Genomic DNA, 18,682 nt, shown 5'->3' on the forward strand with positions numbered 1-18,682 from the left:
GTGCGTAACTGACCTTACAGTGAAAGTCGTAAACCTGAAGCTTTGGTGTAGTAGAGAATTTCAATGAAAGCTCAAACTGAACAAGATGGCAGCTCAAATATCAATGTTGTCGATGTCGCTATCGTTGGCGGCGCCATGGCCGGGGCGACCTTAGCCCTGGGGTTAAAGCGGCTTGCCAAAGATCTTAACAGGCCCCTCAAGGTGGCGCTTATCGAGGCTCACCGCCCCGACGACAAGCATCCGGGGTTTGACGCGCGCTCAATTGCCGTCGCCCACGGCTCCATCTTCGAGCTGAATCGACTCGGTATCTGGCCTAAGATTGCCCACCTTGGCACGCCGATAGAGAATATCCATGTCTCTGACCGTGGCCACTGCGGCATGACAGAACTCAACGCCGATGATCTCCATCTCAAGTACCTGGGGCAGGTGGTCGAACTGGAGCAGGTGGGGCAGGTGCTGTTTAAGCTGCTTACCGACAGCGATGTCGAACTCTACTGCCCGGCCAAACTCGCCTCGGTGGAGGCGCAAACCGATGCTCAACTGCTGACACTGGACGATGGCACTCAAATCAGCGCCTCACTGCTGGTCGCCGCCGATGGGGTCAACTCCAGGGTGAGGGAGGCATTTAACCAGCCGCTGGAGCAGGTCGACTTCGATCAGGTGGCCATCATTGCCAACATTGAAACCGACCGGCCTCATGAGCTGTGGGCCTACGAACGATTTACCAACTCAGGTCCGCTGGCGATTCTTCCCATGGCGAACGCTAAAGGGGTAAACAGGCTTTCTCTGGTGTGGGCACTGCGACCCGATGAGGCCGAGCGGTTGATGTCGGTCCCCACCGATACGTTCCTGACCGAGCTGCAGCAGGCCTTTGGTTATCGCGCCGGCCGGTTTACCGGCATGGGTGAACGTCACTCCTATCCCTTGCTGCTCACCCATATGCCCAGACCCATCTATCATCGCACCGTCTTTATCGGAAATGCGGCGCAGACCTTGCACCCCATCGCGGGGCAGGGATTCAACTTAGGCTTGAGAGATCTGGTGAGTCTGCTCGAGGTGCTGAAACAGGCCATAGAGGGTGAAGCGGGTGAGTTGCCGGATCTTGGCGGCGCCGATGTGATCCATAAATATCTGCAGAGCCGGGAAGCGGACCGAAGCAGCACCATGACCAACATCGAGTTTCTGGTGCGGGGCTTCTCTAACGATTATTGGCCGCTGGTCGCGGGGCGAAATCTGGCTTTGAGGCTACTGTCTTGGTTGCCGCCACTGAAGACGCCTGTCGCGCGCACAGCTATGGGGTGGAGAACATAAGTCCGCCGGGTTTAAAACCCCGGCTTGAACATTCACGCTGAGCTGAGCGTTGAGTACTGGCTTTGCAGAATCATAAGTGTTTACTTTTAAGGAAATCTAAATGTTGAGTTCACAAACCTATGATGTCGCCATAATCGGCGGAGGAATGGTCGGGCTGGCTACCGCAATCGGGCTGGCAATGGAAGAGTTACGGGTCGTGGTTATCGATGCCGGTGAAACTCATGCCGTCTCGGGCGAAGCAAGGCTGAGGGTGAGTGCAATCAACAAGGCGAGCCAGCGACTGCTGCAAAATCTTGGCGCCTGGAGTTACCTGGACGGTGAACGCCTCAGTCCCTACCAGAAAATGGAGGTGTGGGATAAAGACAGCCTGGGGAAAATTGGTTTCGATGCCCACTCCCTGAGCGAGCAGCACCTTGGCAGCATCATAGAAAATGACAATATCAGCTTTGCTCTTGCCAAGCGGGCTGCGGAGTTTGACGAAATTACCCATTTGGAAAATCACAGGCTCGATAAGATTGCCTTCGGTGAGCGCGAAGCCTGGCTGACGCTGGATAACGGCGACAACCTCAGCGCCGCCCTGGTCATAGGCGCAGACGGCGCCAACTCCTGGGTACGCGAGCAGTGCAAGATCCCGATGACCTTCTGGGACTATGGCCACCATGCCGTCGTCGCCAGCATACGCACCGAGATCCCCCACCTGGACACGGCGAGGCAGGTCTTTCTGGATGAGGGGCCACTGGCCTTCCTGCCCCTGTATGAAAACAACCTCTGCTCTATCGTCTGGTCTGTGCCACCGGCAAAGGCTAACTCTCTGCTCGAGGCCGACAAGCAGGAGTTTGAGCGCACCCTTACCGCCGAGTTCGATGGCCGCATGGGGATGTGCCACTTAGAGGGTAAGCCTCAGGCGTTTCCACTCAGAATGCGTTATGCCCGCCACTTCGCCCGTCACCGCCTGTTACTGGCCGGCGATGCGGCGCACACCATACACCCGTTGGCGGGGCAGGGGGTTAACTTAGGCTTTTTGGATGCGGCGGCGATCATCGAGACCATTGGCGAGTTAAAGCTCGATGGCAAAGATATCGGCGACTACAGCAACCTGCGCTCACTCGAGCGCTGGAGAAAGGCCGACGCCCTGGAGATGATTGCGGCGATGGAGGGCTTTAAACGCCTCTTCGAGGGCAGCAATCCGGTCAAGAAGGCCCTGCGGGATTTCGGTCTTAATTTGGTCGATAATCTTTCTCCTGTGAAAACACTGTTTATGCAGCAGGCCATGGGTAATAAAAACAGCCTACCCAAACTCTGCAAAGCAGAATAGGGGCTCTGTTGAACAGGATTAATAATCCAAATTTTTCAGTAAGTTGTTAGTGCTTTATTTGAAAGCCTGTTTGAGCATGTAAAAAAACTACATGTTTAACATGAGAAAAAGTAATGACTGAATCGTTCGGATTAGAAAATTCTCTTGTATACAAAACTGTGACGCAAGGTATAATTTCGCCGCATTTTGATACCTTGCAAAGATCTCTGTTCGACGCGATAGAGGTAAGCTTTATCTTTGCAATCACATCCTGGCAGTGATGTTCCCTACGCCAGGCAAAGACCCGAAAAGGGCCACAAAGAAGAGATAATAATGGCTAATAAAACTGTACTCTTTAATAAGCACCTGGAATCTGACGCCAAGATGGTCGACTTTCATGGTTGGGATATGCCGCTTAACTATGGTTCTCAGATCGAAGAGCATCACGCGGTTCGTCAAGATGCCGGTATGTTTGACGTGTCACACATGACCGTCGTCGATGTGACCGGTGTTGACGCCTGTGCTTTCCTGCGTAAATTATTAGCGAACGATGTCGCTAAGCTTAAGGTTCCCGGTAAGGCGCTATATGGCGGCATGCTGGACCATAACGCTGGCGTGATTGACGACCTGATCACCTATTATCTTTCCGATACCCATTACCGCATCGTGGTTAACTCAGCCACACGTGAAAAAGATCTGGCCTGGATTGCCGAGCAGGTTAAAGGCTTCGACGTGACTATTACTGAGCGTCCTGAGCTTGCCATGATCGCCGTACAGGGCCCCAATGCCAAGGCGAAGGCCGCTAAGGTATTTAACGACGCACAAAATGCGGCCGTCGAAGGGATGAAGCCATTTTTCGGAGTGCAAGCCGATTCACTCTTTATCGCCACCACAGGTTACACCGGCGAAACCGGTTATGAGATCATCGTACCCGAGGCAGAAGCCGAAGCACTATGGCAGGCACTGTTAGACGCCGGCGTTAAGCCTTGTGGACTCGGTGCCCGTGATACCCTTCGTTTAGAAGCCGGTATGAACCTCTATGGTCTGGATATGGACGAAACGGTTAATCCGTTAGCGGCCAACATGGGCTGGACCATTGCATGGGAGCCACAGGACCGTGACTTCAACGGCCGTGAAGTGCTGGCCGCGATTAAAGCCGCCGGTACCGAGAAGCTGGTTGGCCTTATCATGGAAGCCAAAGGCGTTATCCGTCCGGGTATGTCGGTATTTTTCACCGACGGCGAAGGTGTAGAGCAGCAGGGCACCATTACCAGCGGCACCTTCTCGCCGACTCTGGGCTACTCTATTGCCATGGCTCGCGTACCGAGAAGCATAGGTGATACGGCTGAAGTCGAAATGCGTAAGAAGCGTGTCTCTGTTAAGGTTGTTGCCCCAAGCTTTGTGCGCAACGGTAAACAAGCTTTTTAATTTTTCTGGCTTAATACTGGTTATTTCGTCCTACTTTGTTGTCGCCAGTGCTCATTGATACGTATCAACTGCGCGCTGGCTCCTAAAATTAGAACGAAATTCCTGCGTATTAACCGCAGAAAATGAGTTAGTAGAACAGATAGTAGAGTTAGTGGTGGTGAGTTTTTTGTCGTCTGTGGTCTTAGATGCACTCCAAGAGTGCGCAGGCTCCTAAAACGTGAGCGAAACACCTGCTAATTCGAACGATAAATCAGTATATTGTCTTACGAATAAAAATTTAGATAACGGAATAAGGATTAACAATAATGAGCAACATTCCAGCTGAATTGAAATACGCTTCTTCTCACGAGTGGATCCGTAAGGAAGAGGACGGTAGCTATACCGTTGGTATCAGTGAGCATGCACAGGAGCTTCTTGGTGACATGGTTTTCGTTGAGCTTCCAGAAGTTGGCGATACCGTCAGTGCCGGTGAAGACTGTGCCGTTGCCGAGTCTGTAAAGGCGGCTTCAGACATCTACGCACCGCTGTCAGGTGAAGTACTTGCCATTAACGAAGCACTCGAAGACTCTCCTGAGCTGGTAAACAGCGATGCGTTCGGTGACGGTTGGTTCTTCCGCGTGATGCCAAGCGATGTTGCCGAAATCGACAGCCTGCTCGATGCAGAAGGCTACCAAGCCGTTATCGACGAAGAGTAATCGCCGATTGAAGACAAAGCCTCATATCAAAATATGGGGCTTTGTTCGTTATACCGCTTCAAATTGCTAAATCAAACTAATCAAAAATGAGACCGGTAACTCCGCCCCCCTACAGGCTGGATATCGGCAAAAACGGAACCAGGTTATCATGACCACAGAAACCCTCACTCAGTTAGAGCAGCACGAACTATTTATCCGCCGTCACATTGGTCCGGACAGTGCCGAGCGTCAGGAGATGCTGAACTTTGTTGGTGCAGAATCTTTAGAAGATCTCACCCAGCAGATCGTACCTGAGTCAATTCGCCTCAATCGTGACCTTGCCGTTGGCAGCGCGTGTGGTGAAGCCGAAGGTATGGCCTATATCCGCGAGATAGCGGACAGGAACAAGGTCTTCAAGAGCTACATCGGTATGGGTTACTACGGTACTGAGGTACCTGCTGTTATTCAGCGTAACGTATTCGAAAATCCCGGCTGGTACACGGCATATACCCCCTATCAGCCGGAGATCGCCCAGGGCCGTTTAGAAGCGATTCTTAACTTCCAGCAGGTCTCTATGGATCTGACCGGCCTTGACCTTGCCTCAGCCTCCCTGCTCGATGAAGCAACGGCAGCGGCAGAAGCCATGGCACTGGCCAAGCGCGTCTCCAAGGCGAAAAAAGCCAACATCTTCTTCGTCGCCGATGACGTGTTCCCGCAGACATTGGATGTGGTGAAAACCCGCGCCGAGTGTTTCGGTTTCGAGGTTGTCGTCGGTCCTGCAAAGGACGCGGTCAACTACGAGCTCTTTGGTGCCCTGTTCCAGTATACCAACCGCTTCGGTGAGATCAGTGACTACACAGAGCTGTTTGCCGAGCTTAAAGCTAAGAAGGCGGTCGTAACGGTTGCCGCCGACATCATGTCGCTGGTGATGCTGAAATCACCCGGCTCTATGGGCGCAGACGTGGTCTTCGGCAGTGCTCAGCGTTTCGGCGTACCTATGGGCTTTGGTGGTCCGCACGCAGCGTTTTTCGTTACCCGTGACGCACATAAGCGTTCATTGCCGGGTCGTATTATCGGTGTATCACAAGATACCCGGGGTAATCGCGCGCTGCGTATGGCGATGCAGACCCGTGAGCAACATATCCGCCGCGAAAAAGCCAACTCAAACATCTGTACCGCTCAGGTGCTTTTGGCCAACATGGCCTCGTTCTACGCCGTATACCATGGCCCACAAGGCCTTAAAATCATCGCCGAGCGCATTCACCGCCTCACCGATATTCTGGCAACCGGCCTTAAGGCTAAGGGCGTTGAGCTGGTTAACAAGAGCTGGTTCGATACCATCTCATTGAAAGGCATCGACAGCGAGGCTATCACGGCTCGTGCAATCGCTGCGGGCATTAACCTGCGTATCGACGGTGATGGTATCTTAGGTGTCAGCCTGGCCGAGACCACGCTGCGTGAAGATGTGGCTGAACTGTTCGATGTGATCTTAGGCGAAGGCCATGGTCTGGATGTGGCCGCACTCGATGCTGAGATCATCAAGGCCGGCAGCGCTTCAATTCCGGCTCCGCTGGTGCGTGAAGATGCCATCCTGACTCACCCGACGTTTAACAGCTATCACAGCGAAACCGAGATGATGCGTTACATCAAGCGTCTCGAAAATAAAGATCTGGCGCTGAACCACTCGATGATCTCACTGGGTTCATGCACCATGAAGCTCAATGCGGCCACAGAGATGATGCCGGTCAGCTGGCCTGAGTTTGGCAACATGCACCCGTTCAGCCCGCTGGATCAGTCCCAGGGTTACACCGACCTCATCGAAGAGCTTGCCGACTGGCTGGTGGACATCACTGGCTATGACGCCATGTGCATGCAGGCCAACTCAGGTGCATCGGGCGAGTATGCCGGTCTGCTGGCAATCAGGAACTACCACATCTCACGTGGCGACGCCCACAGAAATGTCTGCCTGATCCCTCAGTCTGCCCACGGTACAAACCCGGCTTCGGCGCAGATGGCGGGCATGAAGATCGTCGTCACCGCCTGTGATAAGGCCGGTAACGTCGACATGGAAGACCTTAAGGCGAAAGCCGCAGAAGTTGCCGACAACCTGTCATGCATCATGATCACCTACCCATCGACCCACGGTGTGTATGAAGAGACGGTCAGTGAGATCTGTGAAGTGATTCATCAGCATGGCGGTCAGGTCTACCTCGACGGTGCCAACATGAACGCTCAGGTGGGTCTGACAACGCCGGGCTCTATCGGCGCCGACGTATCACACCTTAACCTGCACAAGACCTTCGCTATTCCACATGGCGGCGGTGGACCCGGTATGGGCCCGATTGGTGTTAAGGCGCACCTGGCACCGTTTGTTGCCGGTCACGTGGTGGTCAAGCATGGTCGTGAGTCTGACAACAATGGTGCGGTATCTGCGGCGCCATACGGCAGCGCAAGCATCCTGCCTATCACCTGGATGTACATCAAGCTGCTGGGTCATCAGGGGCTGCGTCAGTCGACTCAGGTTGCACTGCTTAACGCCAACTACGTGATGAAGAAGCTGTCTGAGCACTATCCTGTGCTGTATACCGGCCGTAATGACCGTGTGGCGCACGAGTGCATCATCGACCTGCGTCCGCTCAAAGAGTCATCGGGCGTGACCGAGATGGATATCGCCAAGCGTCTGAACGACTACGGTTTCCACGCGCCAACCATGAGCTTCCCGGTAGCGGGCACGCTGATGATTGAGCCGACGGAATCTGAGTCTAAGGTTGAGCTGGACAGATTCATCGAGGCGATGATCGCCATCCGCGGTGAGGCGGCACGTGTCGAGTCGGGCGAGTGGCCTGCCGACAACAACCCGCTGCACAACGCACCGCACACCATGGCCGATATCATGGACCCAGCGTTCGATGAGCGTCCATACAGCCGTGAGGTGGCCGTGTTCCCGACGGCGGCGGTTAAGGCGAATAAGTTCTGGCCAACGGTTAATCGTATCGATGATGTGTTTGGTGACAGGAATTTGTTCTGTGCCTGTGTGCCAATGTCTGACTACGAGTAAATGACTACTTGGCCTAGGTAATACGGCTTCAGCCTCAGGTTTTCGCTGCTCATTGACAACAGTCAACTCCGCGGCGAAAACCATCGGCTTTATTGTCTTACCGTCGGCAGTAACGTCATTTAGGCTTCAATGGTTTCATTGAGCTAGCTACTGCGGCGTTGAACCTCGGCTCCAGCCAGCTCTTTTATAAAGAGTATGACAACAGTCAACTCCGCGCTAGAGCCTTCGGTCCGCCTTGCATTAGCTTCGTCAGCAACGCAATTATGGAGTAGTTGGCTTCATGTGATGTAGGAGCGGCTTTAGCCGCGAATTGATTAAAGCGAACCAGAGATGGTTCGCTTTTTTGTTACCTTTTTATGGCCTGTCGGCCATTAACGTCGTGGAATTCCATTCCACACCAGGGCAAGGAGGACTGCTCGTCCTCGCCCTCCTTGCATCCACCCTAACGCCCCGGCGAAGTTGTCTTCCTCCGGTCTTTCTTGAAAATAGCTAACGTTTCCGATGGGGCGTCCATGCCCCCCGAAAACTAGCCCCACATCCGTGTGGGGCTCACGCTATTTTCTGCGAAGCCCTTCGGCAACTTCCAACGGGGACTGTTGTTGTCTGCGAGGGTGTTTGGAGCTACCTGTATCTTTATGAGCTCGGTTCCCAATGCCTATACTTAAAATGTGAGCATTGTGTTCATAGTGAAGTTGTATTTTTTAGCAGAAAATAATGGAGTTTATTATGAGTAAAGGCAGCGGTGGCTCTAAAGGTGGAGGCGGAAGTAAAGGTGGTAGCGGTAAAGGCCCTTCTAGTCATCCTGGGCCTGGTGGTAATTGGCCAAGTACATCGGGTAAACCGTCAGGAGGTGGGCGTGGTAATGCACCATCAAAAGGTAAGTGATTAAAATTTGGGTTATGGTCACTTGATTGCGGACTATAACCCCTTAAGGTTTCTATATCAGTCTAAAGCAGGTCGTGACACTACATAGACTCTGGGACGCCAATCTTTCTAAAAATAATGTTCGTCGAGTTGAGGCAATAATTTCTATCCCACACGAGGTCAAGTTGAGGTAACTTAAAGCCCAATAGAGGAAAGCTAAAGGGCTAAAGATATGGCAGTCCTGTCTTTTCTCCCCACTTACAACTTACCACTATTATCATTCTTGTGGTTGCATCAGGAGGAGTTAGCTAGCAGAATCACTCTTATCACCAGTATGCTCAATGAGCTATTACCCATGACAAAAGAAAACGCAGAAGCACAGACAATTGCAGAGTTGCAGCAGGAACTTCCTATTACCATAGCGGCTGATAGTCGCTTCTCGAGTTCGCTCAAGCCCTTGCTGACCGAGCTGGAGATGTGGCTCAACTTTCAGGCGCTGAAAGCGGATTGGTATGGTGATGAAGAGTTTGTCCTCAATTTTGATTTTACTCTGATCAGATCACTGGATGAGAAGATGCAACAGTTGGAGGCTGCCGGAGCGTCTTGTAATACAAGTAATGGGAGCGCGGCGGCTTGGAATATTGAGAAAGGCTATGCCTATCACTATGAAAGCAGCAACCTGATGACAACTGCTTTCATTGCGGTTGATGATCTGCTTGAAGCTGGCGTGGGTATCGAGCAGGGGATAAAAGACAGACTGACAGCTGTTGCCAACTCTGTGGCAAGCGAGCATGGGTTGTTGGGTTTGGTGTAGGAGCGGCTTTAGCCGCGAATGGATTAAAGCGAACCAGAGATGGTTCGCTTTTTTATGGGAAATGGAAAGCTTACTCAGCCCACGTTTATTAGAGGCTAGTTGATTACGACCCTATTATCACTATGCTCATGCTGCTCTACCTGATAGAAAGTCAATTACAGGATCAATTTTCTCTCTAAAGTCTTTTGATACAGGTAAATTAGCAACAACAACTCCCAAAAAACCATCTAAAGTATTAAACTGAGTTCCACCTTTACGCTTTTTACTTCGATAGTACTCTTTAGCGAATCGACGCAGTGGCTCCTTTAACATCTTACCAGGTAAATCAAACGCAGTTTGCCCACTAGAGTTAAAGCTTTGATTGAAATAGTTATTTACTTCTTCCCAGTCCTCTAACCCTGGTAACAGTTTGTTGATAATATTATCAATTGAAGCTCTACAAAGCCCCCAAGAATTCGCATCTTGCTTGATATATATATCATCATCCGTCCACGATGGTTTTTCTCCATTAATTTCAGGTGCTACTACACGGTGATAATAGAAGCAAGCCTTTAGCAATCTAGCTCCCTCCTTATCCACTTCTTCGAGAAAATGATTCACCTGTAAATCATCTTTTACTAATGTAGGATCTTGTTTCAAAGGAACTGACAAACTACATGAAAGTATATCTTGGCAAATATAGTAATTCTCTATTGAGTATCGCCCCAATATAATTAGTCGTTCATCTTGCAAGTCTATATCATCGAAATCCTTGTCTACAATGTACCTTACATTACTGCCTTGATAGCTTCTTAAGAAATCACAAACTCCGCGTTTACCTTCAGCCTGGAATACCTCCCAGTGTTGTGCAGAGGCTGGGCCAACTGCTGCACGAAAGGTTGAACAAAATGCCGGAACATCATCTACACCCTCAACAATAACAAATTTTGTACCTGGCCGACGCCTTATCGAGCGCAATTTTTCTTGATACGTAAATATTGGTCTATTACCCATTAAACTTTGCACTCCTCGATATCAATCTCTATAGCTCCCTCTTCGAAGATTGCAGGTGAATGAGTTGCAACAATAACTTGAGTATTTGGAGATAATGCTGTTATGGCTGGAATAATTTTCCTTTGCCAATCCAAGTGAAGTGATAATTCTGGCTCGTCAGCAATAAAAGACGAAACCCCTTCACTGGATAAGGCGACACGCCCCAATATAGTTAAGATATGCTTTTCACCGCTACTAAGATTAGCAATATCAATTTCTCTTTTTCCAGACTTTATTTCAAAGTCACCATCCTCGGTAATTCTAAATTTTTTATTTTTGAAAAATTCGTTTACCTGTTTTTCGTAGTTTGTAAAAACCTGCAACTCTTCAGCTTGTGAGTCTTGAACATTTTCCACATCAGTTACAATCGATTCAAATCGATTGTAGATATGTGTTAACGAAAATAAATTGAAGTAACTTTTACTGTATTCTGTGTCAGCTTTTCTTTTTTCTTTCTGTGACACATTTTTATTACTGTTTATTTTGTTTAGCTTCAACCAGTTCTGGCGATGCCTTTCATTAAGAGCCTGCCACTGTTTGAAATGTTCTTGAACCTTTTCTATGGGAACATTGAGGTTCGCTAAATTAAACTTCTCTGCATATAAATTTACATCTATCTCTTCAGGCTCTTTTTCTAGTGCTCTGTTCATTAAGGCAAATGAGCGACTTGTCTCTTGCACAACTCTTGCGTCAATCATAACCTTTTCAATGATTCGAGACTTTAATGACTCTAATTCATCTTTAATAACTTTTGTTTTTTCAGTGTATGCTTCTTTGAATTCTTTTTTTAGAGAAACTAATGTTCTCACGCTTGGGTCCAAAAGTTCTGATATTTGTTTTTGTGAAAACCTTCTCTTTCTTAATGCTCTATTTAATATGTCATCATCATAATCCATTTCTGACTCATGCAATCTTAATAATGGTACATGTGTTAAGTTGACGAAATCAGAGAGCATTGTTTTAAAGTGAGTGATAACTGGGCCATAATTTCTATCAATTAATTCAATGCGAGATACATTAAATGTATAATTAAGATTGAAAGGATGGATTTCACATACTAAATTAAGTTCGTCAAGCCCTTGCTCAGTTTTGGTAGAACTTTTTAAAACTGTAAGTAATTTTGATGCCCTTTTTTGCCCAGTTTTAGCGTACATTAATGTTACTTTATTAAAAGGGATTTCACGTAATCCCTCCAGGTTCAAGGTTAATGAATTAACAATTAAATTTATGATAGACGTTTTGCCACAGCCATTATCACCAAATAGGCAATTACACCCCTGCTCAAGGTCAATTCTGTAATTGTTTTTTTCTTCGAATAATCCATCTATTAATATACGTCTTATGTAACCATCCATTATATTTACCATTCTTAAAAGGTTTGTTAAGTGTCGATTAATGTACAAAGTTAAGAAAGCACAGTGTTATAACTTCAACGAAGTCCTATCTCTTTTAATCATAAAAAATGACGGTGTTAATCATTCTAAACCTAACTGACTAAAAGCTTGGGGTAATGCATTTTTGTAAAAAGAAAGAGAAGGTTGATAACATTCATATGTTTGAGCTGATTTTGGCATATTCTTTTCCTTCATCCCTGATTGGCTGTTTGCTCATGTGAGAGCTTGCCTGTGTTCCCCTAATTGCACAGACATTAACCTACTTTTGATGTGTGTTTCAATACATTTATCACATATTTCTAATTAAAATAGAAAACTCTGTGTTTTGTTCTAGTGCTCTGTTCTGGTTGCTGTTTTTGTATCGGTGTATGGGCGGTTGATGTAAAAAAAGCGGCTTGCATATCCCTATGCAAGCCGCTTAAGTTCCCTTCTCTTTATTCGAGCCTTACGCTAAACAGATAGCTTACTCACAAAGCCGATAAACAGGTAGGAGGCCAGCAGTATTGCGACCCAGAGCACCATATTGCCCGAGGGATAGGTGCCTGACATCAGGCCTCCCAAGCCTTTGTGCTGGCGGGCAAGGTAGCCACGACAGAGATCCAGCTTAACCTTGGCTGCCTGGCGCAGGTCGCCATCGGCCTTCCAAATGACTGCAAACACTTTTTGCAGCACATTGGGGATGGCGCGGCGATAGAACCAATCTACATCCAGGTTGGTCGAACGTAGTTCAGGCGGATACATATTCTTAAGGTTCAGCCAGACGAAGGCCAGGGCCGAGAACAGCAGCAGCTGAGTCTGTGCCAATACATGGGTCGCATCATAAGGATTGTAGCCCGTATCATATGGCAGCAGCGAGTAGAGCGCTTGCGGATAGATGCCGATGGCGATACATAAGGTAGCCGCGATCAACATGGCCAGTAACATGTTGTTTGGTGGATCGCTCGCTCGCAGTCCCGAGTCGTGGGCGAAGAAGGCAAAGTAGGGGATCTTGATCCCTGCATGATGGAACACACCGGCGGAGGCGAACAGCAGCATCAACCAGATCCAGTCATAACCGTTCTCTATAGCGGCAGACATCACCATAGATTTACTGACAAAGCCACTGAACAGCGGGAAGGCTGAGATAGAGGCGGCGCCGACGATACAGAGTATCGTGGTCTTGGGCATGGTTTTATACAAGCCGCCGAGATCTGAGCCGTTCATCCTGCCTGTCATATGCAGCACTGCCCCCATGCTCATAAACAGCAGCCCCTTGAAGATCACGTCGTTGAAGGCATGTGAGATCGCGCCGTTCAGTGCCAGTGCGGTGCCGATACCTATGCCGACCACCATGAAACCGACCTGGTTTATCAGGCTGTAGGCCAGTACCCTGCGAAGGTCATTCTCAATCACGGCAAAGAAGATGGGGAAGCAGGTCATGGCGGCGCCGATATAGACCAGCAGCTCGGTGCCCGGGTAGGCGCGCGCCAGTGCATAAACGGCCACCTTAGTGGTAAATGCGCTTAAGATAACTGTGCCAGTAGGCGTGGCTTCCGGGTAGGCATCGGTGAGCCAGTTATGGGCAAAGGGGAAGGCGCACTTGATGCCAAAGGCGATAAAGATAAGCCAGCCGGCCGCACCCTCCAAACCGATATAGTCAAAGGCTGTTGAACCTGTGTTTTTGATATAGAACAGCGCACCAACGAGCAGAATGACGCCGGATAATACCTGAATGATCAGGTAGCGCATGCCCGCCTGATAGGAGCGAGTCGTGCGGCGCGCCCAGATCAGAAATACCGAGGTAAATGCCAGCAGCTCCCAGAATACAAACAGGGTCAGCAGGTCGCCTGCAAACACCGCGCCCAGCGCACTGCCGGCATAGAGCATGGTCGCCACCTGCTGCACCGTGTCTTTCACATGTAGTGAGTAGATGACGGAGATAAACGCGGCGATATGGAATATATAGCCGAACATCAGGCTCAGTTTGTCTGCGCGGTAGGGGATCAACTCATAATCTAAAAACATGAGTTGCAGATGAATTCCCTCTGGTACGGTCCACAGATGGATTCCGCTGATAACCGGGATGGCAATCATCAGTGCGCCACGCAGCTTGCCGCTGGTCAGTGCAGCAATAAGCCCGCCGATAAAGAACAGGGTAAAGGGCGGTAGCTCAAGCATCCACATTATGATCACCTATATTTTTGTTTGCTGTCCCGTCTGCCCCACCGCCTCGGGTGTGCTGCCCGGGAGCATCTTCTGAATGGTTGTCATGGTCATTGTCGTCATTACGGTCATAGTAGTCTTCCGAGCGCATCAGGAAGGTTCGCATCCAACGTGCTATCAGCACCAAAATCACGCAGCCGACAAAGCCATAGATGGGGTAGAAGCCGATAAGGTTCTCCCAGCTGTGATAGACATGGCGATGGATGACAAACTCAAGCGCCACAAGCAGGGCGCAGCAGGCATACAGCAGATACAAGATGCGTTTGACGTTCTTGGGTTGATCAAAGAAATACTGTTTCTCATTGTTCATGGCTGACTCCCGGTACTGTCAAGATAGCATTCGCCAGTTCATAAAAAGGCTGCGGGTAGATGAACAGGAGCAGGCAACCTAAGGTGGTGATGGATAACGCGATTAATGAGGGCAGAGGTGCCTCCTTGAGCCCGGCCTTTGTCGGCGAGTGTTCCTTACCCGGGAAGAAGGCGTGATAGGGGATAGGCAACAGATAGGCGATATTGAGCAGTGAGCTCAGCATCAGCACCATCATGATGGACCAATAACCTGTCTCCATGGTGCCCATTAACAGGAACCACTTACTCCAGGTGCCACCCGCCGGCGGAACCCCAATGATACTGAGGCTGGCGATGAAGAAGGCCGCCATGGTGACCGGCATGGTAAAGCCCAGGCCACGCATCTCACTTACCTTAGATTTATGGGCCGCCACTAAGATGGCACCGGCACAGAAGAACAGAGTTATCTTGCCAAAAGCATGAGTCGCAATGTGCATCGAGCTGCCGATAACCCCGGATGAGGTGGCCAGCAGTGCGCCTATGGTGATATAGCCCAGCTGGCTCACCGTAGAGTATGCCAGCCGTGCTTTTAAGTTGTCCTGACGCATTGCCACAATCGAGGCGAGCAAGACAGATATGCTGGCCAGATAGAGCAGGAACTCGGTAGTCGGCAGGCTTGGCAGGAGATCGAGTCCGAAGATGAAGATACAGATCTTCAGTACGGTGAAAACGCCGGCCTTGACCACTGCGACGGCGTGCAGCAGGGCGCTGACCGGTGTCGGCGCGACCATGGCGGCTGGTAGCCAGCGATGGAACGGCATTATTGCCGCTTTACCTATGCCGAAAACAAACAGCACCAGGATGGCCCCCACCAGGCCGGTATCGACACTTGGGCCGAAGACGCCGCCGGATTTAAACTCCAGGCTTCCGGCTACAAACCAGGTGAGGATGATAGCCAGCAGGAAGAAGGCGATAGAGGTACTGAGCAAGATCCCGAGATAGACCCGCCCGCCTTTTTTTGCCTTGTCTGTACCGGCGTGCGTCACCAGCGGGTAGGTCGATAGTGTCAGCACCTCGTAGAAAACGAATAGGGTAAACAGGTTCGCCGAAAACGCCAGCCCCATCACGGCACTGATGGCTAAGGCAAAGCAGAGATAAAATCGTGTTTGATTGTCTTCACCATGGCCACGCATGTAGCCGATGGCATAAATGGTGGTGATCAGCCAGAGAAAACTGGCAATCAGGGCGAACAGCATGCCGAGGGGCTCAACCACAAAGCTTATCTCTAAGCCGGGTATTAATTCCCACCATGACACCGCTATGCTGGCGCCTGCCTTGAGTGCATGGTAGAGGTTAACCACGCAATAAAGCACCACAAGGCTGATACTTATGGTGATCGCCTCACGAAGGTTAGGTTTCTGCCCTGTCGCCGCGATGGCGAGGGTGGCCAGCAGCGGCAGTAGAATGGTGAGCTGTAACATCAGCGCTAAAGAAAGATTCATGGGTTAATTCCAAACAAACTCTGAGAAGCCGCCTGTGCGACCTGCACACTCAGGCGAGTATCGATACCGAAGTAGATATTAGCGATGACCAGTGCCCAAATTGGCCCAAGGAAAGACCAAGGCGCCTCTTTCACCGCTTCGCGACCCGGCAGTGGCGGCCTGAAGTAGGCGGTTTCAACGATGCGCCAGATATACACAATGGCCAGCAGTGAGCCCAGTAGGATCAGCACGGCGACCGGCCACATTCCCGCTTCGACGCTGGCAACCAGCAGATACCACTTGCTGACGAACCCTACAGTCAGGGGCACACCGATAAGGCTGAGGCCACCCACTACTATGGCTGCCATGGTGAGGGGCATCTGTCGGCCTAAGCCCTGGAACTGACTCAGTTGCACGCTACCTATGCGGTACATCACCGCGCCTAAGGCTAAGAACAGCGCGCCTTTCATCAGGGCGTGATTGAACAGGTGTAGCAGGGTTGCCATGACACCTGTGCTGGTGTTGATGGAGTAACCGATAATCATATAACCCACCTGCGCGATACTGGAGTAGGCGAGAATATGCTTCACATTCTTCTGGTAAATGGCCGCGATGGAGGCGGCAAACACACCCGCAAGTCCAAGCACCATCAAGATGTCCTGCAGCGGCAGGGTGGTGAAGGAGAATGAGATGCCGAACACGGTAAAGGTAAACCGGATCAGCAGGTACACCGCCACCTTAGTCGCCGTTGCCGCCAAGAACGCCGTCACCATCGAGGGTGCGTAGGCATAGGCATTGGGTAACCACAGGTGTAGTGGGAACAGCGCCAGCTTTAAGCAGATGCCGACGATGAGGAAGGCAAACGCGGCAAACACGGTACGGGTATGACCAACCTCTGCCAGTCGACCGGCGAGATCGTTCATGTTCAGGGTGCCGGTCATCTGGTAGAGCAGGCCGATGCCGATCAGGATAAAGGTCGCTCCGATAGTTCCCATTATCAGGTATTGGTACGCCGCCCAAAGCGCGCGTCTATCCCTGCCCAGGGCGATCAGGGCGTAAGCCGACAGCGACGAGATCTCCAAAAATACAAACACGTTAAACGCATCACCGGTAGCGACAATGCCGAACATGCCGGTCAATGACAGCAGGTAGAGGCTGTAAAACAGGGTGTGGCGATCTTCGGGTAACTCCTTCTGAATACTGGTTTGCGCCGCAAACAGCACCACAGTCCCTATGGTCGAGATGATCAGCAGTAACAGGGCGTTAAGTTTATCGATGCGGTATTCGATCCCCCAGGGCGCTTCCCAGCCCCCCAGCTCATAGATAATGGTGCCGGAGTTCATCACCTCTATCAGCAGCAGTACGCTGTTGACACAGACTGCGCCGCTGACCAGCAGGGCGAAGACCCACACCAGCTTGGCGCGGTTTAAAAACCAGCAGAATGGCGCAGCCATCAGCGGCAGTACGACTTGTAAAACAGGCAGGTGAGCTAACACTATGACTTATCCTCGTTAAGCTGATCTTGTTTCTGGATCTCATCCTCTTCAACACAGCCGTAGGCTTCTTTTATCCTCACCGCCAACGCGAGTCCAAGGGCGGTGGTAGCAATGCCCACCACAATGGCCGTTAGGATCAATACATGGGGTAGCGGGTTTGAGTAATCGCTGATCCCTTCGGCTAAGATTGGCGCACTGCCGCGCTCGACCATGCCGATGCTGATATAGAAGATAAACACCGAAGTCTGGAAAATGGTGAGACCTACCAGCTTTTTGATTAAATTTCCGTGGGCGATGACGATGTAGAATCCGATCATCATCAGCAGCACCACGATCCAGTAGTTATAGAGTCCGAGAAACATCATGCTCCCCTATTTGTTTGTTGCCGTTGAGCTGGGCCTGCCTGCGGCCATCGAAGTTGAAAAAGATGATTAGCATTACTGATGCGACGGTGATTCCGACGCCTAACTCAATCAGCAAAATCCCCAGGTGTTGGCCGGCAATAGAGTCATCGGCGAGTACGTCATAATCTAAGAAGTTAGCCCCATTGAGCATGGAAACCACGCCAACACTGGCGTAGAGCAGCAGTCCCACCGCGGCCAGCAGCTGAACCAGCCCCTGATTAAACACCTTCTTGGCGGTATCTAAGCCAAATAGCATGGTGTAGAGGATGATGGCAGCGGCAAAGATCACGCCGGCCTGAAAGCCACCTCCCGGGCCAAAGTCGCCATGGAACTGCACATAGAGTGCAAACAGCAAGATGAAGGGGATCAAGGCCTTACTGACAATGCGCAGTACCATATGACGCTCATGCATCTGCTCTTCGGTGGCCTCATCCGATTGATAATCTTTGCGGCGCCTTGGCAGCGACAGCAGTGACAGCACACCAATACCGGCGGTAAAGATAACGGCTACTTCGCCTAAGGTATCGAAGGCCCGGTAACTGCCTAATACGGCGGTAACGACATTGGGAACGCCCACCTCCTGCATCGATTCGTGAATATAGCGCGGCGCTACATGTTGATGAACCGGGGCATCGACAGCACCAAAATAGGGCATGTCCATGGTGCCATAGACCAGCATACCGCCGGTGACGAGCACCACGAATAGCGCCAGAAATGGCTTGTGTCGCCCCGGCGCCTCTTTACGTCCGGTCATGGTTATGGCCGACAACATGAGCAGGCCGGATATCCCGGCCCCTACAGAAGCTTCGGTAAAGGCCACGTCTACGGCGTCGAGTACCACAAAGAAACTGGCTGATAATAAGCCATAGATCCCCGTTAACATGACAACCGCCAACAGATCTTTTGTCCGTACTATGGCGATGGCGATCACCACCAGAAAGG

15 protein-coding genes are annotated in these 18,682 nt (G+C 50.7%); 7 read left to right on the top strand and 8 right to left on the bottom strand.

The window, feature by feature from the left end; all coding sequences use genetic code 11:
* Positions 1 to 63 precede the first annotated feature (63 nt).
* The 7 genes from ubiH to Q1B47_RS10980 all read left to right on the top strand — a co-directional run bounded on the left by ubiH (position 64) and on the right by Q1B47_RS10980 (position 9,443).
* Positions 64 to 1,311 (top strand): 2-octaprenyl-6-methoxyphenyl hydroxylase, encoded by a 1,248-nt coding sequence (gene ubiH / locus Q1B47_RS10950; protein ID WP_299793102.1) that lies wholly within the window; start codon positions 64 to 66, stop codon positions 1,309 to 1,311.
* Positions 1,312 to 1,411: 100 nt separating this feature from the next.
* Entirely contained in the window at positions 1,412 to 2,626 is a 1,215-nt protein-coding gene (locus tag Q1B47_RS10955; protein WP_299793105.1) for an FAD-dependent monooxygenase, read from the top strand.
* A 312-nt stretch (positions 2,627 to 2,938) separates the two neighbouring features.
* Positions 2,939 to 4,033, top strand: coding sequence for a glycine cleavage system aminomethyltransferase GcvT (gene gcvT, locus Q1B47_RS10960; RefSeq protein ID WP_299793108.1), 1,095 nt, complete (start codon positions 2,939 to 2,941; stop codon positions 4,031 to 4,033).
* Positions 4,034 to 4,338: 305 nt separating this feature from the next.
* A complete protein-coding gene (gcvH, locus tag Q1B47_RS10965) occupies positions 4,339 to 4,728 on the top strand; it encodes a glycine cleavage system protein GcvH (protein WP_299793110.1) in 390 nt (129 codons plus the stop codon).
* Positions 4,729 to 4,876: 148 nt separating this feature from the next.
* On the top strand, positions 4,877 to 7,765 hold the full coding sequence (gcvP, locus tag Q1B47_RS10970; protein ID WP_299793112.1) for an aminomethyl-transferring glycine dehydrogenase: 2,889 nt from the start codon (positions 4,877 to 4,879) through the stop codon (positions 7,763 to 7,765).
* 726 nt (positions 7,766 to 8,491) lie between these two features.
* Positions 8,492 to 8,650: a hypothetical protein gene (locus Q1B47_RS10975; protein WP_299793114.1), complete on the top strand. Its 159-nt coding sequence runs from the start codon at positions 8,492 to 8,494 to the stop codon at positions 8,648 to 8,650.
* A 334-nt stretch (positions 8,651 to 8,984) separates the two neighbouring features.
* Positions 8,985 to 9,443, top strand: a complete 459-nt coding sequence (locus Q1B47_RS10980; RefSeq protein ID WP_299793117.1) for a hypothetical protein — start codon at positions 8,985 to 8,987, stop codon at positions 9,441 to 9,443.
* Positions 9,444 to 9,569: 126 nt separating this feature from the next.
* Here Q1B47_RS10980 and Q1B47_RS10985 read toward each other — a convergent pair whose 3' ends face one another.
* The 8 genes from Q1B47_RS10985 to Q1B47_RS11020 form a co-directional block, all read right to left on the bottom strand.
* Entirely contained in the window at positions 9,570 to 10,436 is an 867-nt protein-coding gene (locus Q1B47_RS10985; RefSeq protein WP_299793120.1) for a DUF4435 domain-containing protein, read from the bottom strand.
* Positions 10,436 to 11,830 (bottom strand): AAA family ATPase, encoded by a 1,395-nt coding sequence (locus tag Q1B47_RS10990; protein ID WP_299793123.1) that lies wholly within the window; start codon positions 11,828 to 11,830, stop codon positions 10,436 to 10,438. Before Q1B47_RS10990 ends, Q1B47_RS10985 begins: the two co-directional genes overlap by 1 nt.
* A 489-nt stretch (positions 11,831 to 12,319) precedes the next feature.
* The gene (locus Q1B47_RS10995) at positions 12,320 to 14,032 is read right to left on the bottom strand and encodes a Na(+)/H(+) antiporter subunit D (protein WP_299793126.1); all 1,713 of its coding nucleotides are present in this window, start codon (positions 14,030 to 14,032) and stop codon (positions 12,320 to 12,322) included.
* Positions 14,019 to 14,381 (bottom strand): hypothetical protein, encoded by a 363-nt coding sequence (locus Q1B47_RS11000; protein ID WP_299793129.1) that lies wholly within the window; start codon positions 14,379 to 14,381, stop codon positions 14,019 to 14,021. The genes Q1B47_RS10995 and Q1B47_RS11000 overlap by 14 nt, the downstream gene beginning before the upstream one ends.
* Positions 14,371 to 15,861: a monovalent cation/H+ antiporter subunit D family protein gene (locus Q1B47_RS11005; protein WP_299793132.1), complete on the bottom strand. Its 1,491-nt coding sequence runs from the start codon at positions 15,859 to 15,861 to the stop codon at positions 14,371 to 14,373. The genes Q1B47_RS11000 and Q1B47_RS11005 overlap by 11 nt, the downstream gene beginning before the upstream one ends.
* Positions 15,858 to 17,336, bottom strand: coding sequence for a monovalent cation/H+ antiporter subunit D family protein (locus Q1B47_RS11010; protein WP_299793135.1), 1,479 nt, complete (start codon positions 17,334 to 17,336; stop codon positions 15,858 to 15,860). Before Q1B47_RS11010 ends, Q1B47_RS11005 begins: the two co-directional genes overlap by 4 nt.
* Positions 17,336 to 17,698 (bottom strand): cation:proton antiporter subunit C, encoded by a 363-nt coding sequence (locus Q1B47_RS11015; RefSeq protein WP_299793605.1) that lies wholly within the window; start codon positions 17,696 to 17,698, stop codon positions 17,336 to 17,338. The genes Q1B47_RS11010 and Q1B47_RS11015 overlap by 1 nt, the downstream gene beginning before the upstream one ends.
* Positions 17,679 to 18,674 carry a Na(+)/H(+) antiporter subunit B gene (locus tag Q1B47_RS11020; RefSeq protein ID WP_299793138.1) on the bottom strand — a complete coding sequence of 332 codons (996 nt, stop codon included), beginning with the start codon at positions 18,672 to 18,674 and terminating at the stop codon, positions 17,679 to 17,681. Before Q1B47_RS11020 ends, Q1B47_RS11015 begins: the two co-directional genes overlap by 20 nt.
* Between the last annotated feature and the right edge of the window lie 8 nt (positions 18,675 to 18,682).

This window comes from uncultured Shewanella sp. (assembly GCF_947501225.1).
In the GTDB taxonomy this organism is placed as follows: Bacteria; Pseudomonadota; Gammaproteobacteria; order Enterobacterales; family Shewanellaceae; genus Shewanella.

Bases quoted from the DNA above. Each gene is read 5' to 3' on its own strand.
- ubiH (WP_299793102.1), top strand. From the start codon at position 64: ATGAAAGCTCAAACTGAACAAGATGGCAGCTCAAATATCAATGTTGTC.
- Q1B47_RS10955 (WP_299793105.1), top strand. From the start codon at position 1,412: ATGTTGAGTTCACAAACCTATGATGTCGCCATAATCGGCGGAGGAATG.
- gcvT (WP_299793108.1), top strand. From the start codon at position 2,939: ATGGCTAATAAAACTGTACTCTTTAATAAGCACCTGGAATCTGACGCC.
- gcvH (WP_299793110.1), top strand. From the start codon at position 4,339: ATGAGCAACATTCCAGCTGAATTGAAATACGCTTCTTCTCACGAGTGG.
- gcvP (WP_299793112.1), top strand. From the start codon at position 4,877: ATGACCACAGAAACCCTCACTCAGTTAGAGCAGCACGAACTATTTATC.
- Q1B47_RS10975 (WP_299793114.1), top strand. From the start codon at position 8,492: ATGAGTAAAGGCAGCGGTGGCTCTAAAGGTGGAGGCGGAAGTAAAGGT.
- Q1B47_RS10980 (WP_299793117.1), top strand. From the start codon at position 8,985: ATGACAAAAGAAAACGCAGAAGCACAGACAATTGCAGAGTTGCAGCAG.
- Q1B47_RS10985 (WP_299793120.1), bottom strand. From the start codon at position 10,436: ATGGGTAATAGACCAATATTTACGTATCAAGAAAAATTGCGCTCGATA.
- Q1B47_RS10990 (WP_299793123.1), bottom strand. From the start codon at position 11,830: ATGGATGGTTACATAAGACGTATATTAATAGATGGATTATTCGAAGAA.
- Q1B47_RS10995 (WP_299793126.1), bottom strand. From the start codon at position 14,032: ATGTGGATGCTTGAGCTACCGCCCTTTACCCTGTTCTTTATCGGCGGG.
- Q1B47_RS11000 (WP_299793129.1), bottom strand. From the start codon at position 14,381: ATGAACAATGAGAAACAGTATTTCTTTGATCAACCCAAGAACGTCAAA.
- Q1B47_RS11005 (WP_299793132.1), bottom strand. From the start codon at position 15,861: ATGAATCTTTCTTTAGCGCTGATGTTACAGCTCACCATTCTACTGCCG.
- Q1B47_RS11015 (WP_299793605.1), bottom strand. From the start codon at position 17,698: ATGTTTCTCGGACTCTATAACTACTGGATCGTGGTGCTGCTGATGATG.